This window comes from Cupriavidus basilensis, assembly GCF_029335485.1.
GTDB lineage: Bacteria > Pseudomonadota > Gammaproteobacteria > Burkholderiales > Burkholderiaceae > Cupriavidus > Cupriavidus basilensis_E.
Genome location: NZ_JARJLM010000334.1, coordinates 1 through 1,838, shown reverse-complemented (window position 1 = coordinate 1,838; position 1,838 = coordinate 1). Strand labels below are relative to the sequence as shown.

Genomic DNA, 1,838 nt, shown 5'->3' with positions numbered 1-1,838 from the left:
CCAGTAATTGTTTCTGAAGTGAGGGTTGATGACAGTAATAAATGCTGGATAAGATCGATCAAGTGAAAGCTGCTGCTGCATGGCGAGCGCCAGGCCTGGTTTCGCCGCCGAACTTCGCCGTGAGCGCGGGGCTTCAGCTTTCAATCAAGCCGTGGCATTGCCGCGATGCGGGCGGGGAACTGCCGCCCTCTGAACCAAGTCCGGCCCGCCATGCGCCGGGCGGCATGCCAAAGCGCTGGGTGAAGCTGCGGGTAAAGGTGGTCTGGTCGGGAAAGCCCAGCGCCAACGAGATCTCCGCCAGCGCCTGCTTCCGGTCCGCCAGCAGGCGCGTGGCCTGGTCCAGCCGCAGGCGCATCTGGTAGCGATGCGGCGTGTCGCCGAAGGCATCGCAGAACAGGGTGTGGAAGCGCCTCGTGCTCCAGCCGAAATGGGCCGCGAGCTGGCTGGCGCGCAGTGGCGCGTCCAGGTGCTGGCGCAGGTAGGCATCGACCTGTGCCAGCGGGAAGCGGGCCGGTTCGCCACGGCGGTCCAGGCCCAGCGCCTGCGCCAGGCCGGAGGCGAGCATGGAAGCCAGCTGCCAGTGATGCTGGCGGGACCCGCCCTGGCGCATCCCTTGCGGTAGCGCGGCTAGTTGCCGTACATGGGTGTCCCATGCATCGTCGACGCCAAATGCCCTTGCGCGGCCCATCATCGCGGCCGGCAGCGCCAGCGAGCCGGGCGGAATGTCCACCACCAGTTGCCGGTTGTTTTCCAGGCCAAGGAAGTCGTGGCGCTCGCCGGCTGGCACGATCAACCCGCCACGGGGCTCCAGCCGGTGCAGGTGGCCGCCGATCTCCAGTTCGCTGGCGCCGTCCAGGCCGAACAGGACCTGGTGATAGTCGTGGCGATGCCAGTCCGTCTGCGATGGATAGACGCGCGTCTCCACCAGCGGCCCTGGCGCTGCCGGCAATGCCTGTTCAGCGGGCGCTGGCATGGCGGGTTCGACCGTCGGCAGCGTGGTGCGCATGGCCCTGGCCGGTCTGGCACAGCCAGACCCCTAGGCCGGCCACCACCAGTCCCAGCAACTGGAGCGGGCCCAGCCGGTCGCCAAACAGCAGCCAAGCCTGCAGCGCGGCCAGCGGCGGCGCCAGGAACATCAGCGAGGCGGCGGTGGCGGCCTGGCCACGCCGGACAATGCGCAACAGCAGGTATGAGCCGGCGCCCGACAGCACCAGCGCGGCCCACGCCAGCGATGCCCAGAGCGTCACGCCTGGCTGCCAGCGCGTCTCGCCCAGCAGCCAGGCCAGGCTGCCCGCCACCAGCGCGCCGCCGACGTTCTGCCATGCCGAGCTGGCGCGCAGGTCGGTGGCGGCAATCTTGGTCTTCTGCAGGATCGTGCCCATGGTGATGGAGAGAATCGACAGCACCGCCACCAGTACCACCCACGGCGAAACCGGGCTGGGCGCGCTGGCCAGGGTGGCGGGGGCGACCACCAGTATTACGCCCAGCGAGCCAAGGAACAAGCCTCCCCAGCCCTGGCGGGAAGGGAATTCCCCAAGCAGCGGGATCGCCAGCAGCGCAGTCAGCAGCGGCTGCAATGCACCGAGCAAGGCCATGGCCGAAGGCGCCATGCCGTGCGCGATGGCCCAGTAGCCGCCGCCCAGGTAGCTGCCGTGCATCAGCGCACCGGCCAGCAGGTGCCGCGGCACCTCGCGCAGCGCCGGCCAGCGCGCACCGCCGGCAACGGCCGCGGCGGCAAACAGCAAGGCGGCCAGCGCGAAGCGGGCCAGCAGGAACAGGCTGGGCTGCGCTACCGGCACGATAGCCCGGCCGACGATGAAGCCGGTCGACCAGATCAG

Annotated in this window: 2 protein-coding genes; both read right to left on the bottom strand. The window is 69.4% G+C overall.

Annotated elements, in window-relative coordinates:
- Window positions 1-133: 133 nt before the first annotated feature.
- Window positions 134-973, bottom strand: coding sequence for a helix-turn-helix transcriptional regulator (locus P3W85_RS19790; RefSeq protein WP_276266052.1), 840 nt, complete (start codon window positions 971-973; stop codon window positions 134-136).
- The coding region (locus P3W85_RS19785; protein ID WP_276266051.1) for a DMT family transporter at window positions 957-1,838 on the bottom strand (882 nt) is incomplete at its 5' end. The genes P3W85_RS19790 and P3W85_RS19785, both read right to left, overlap by 17 nt.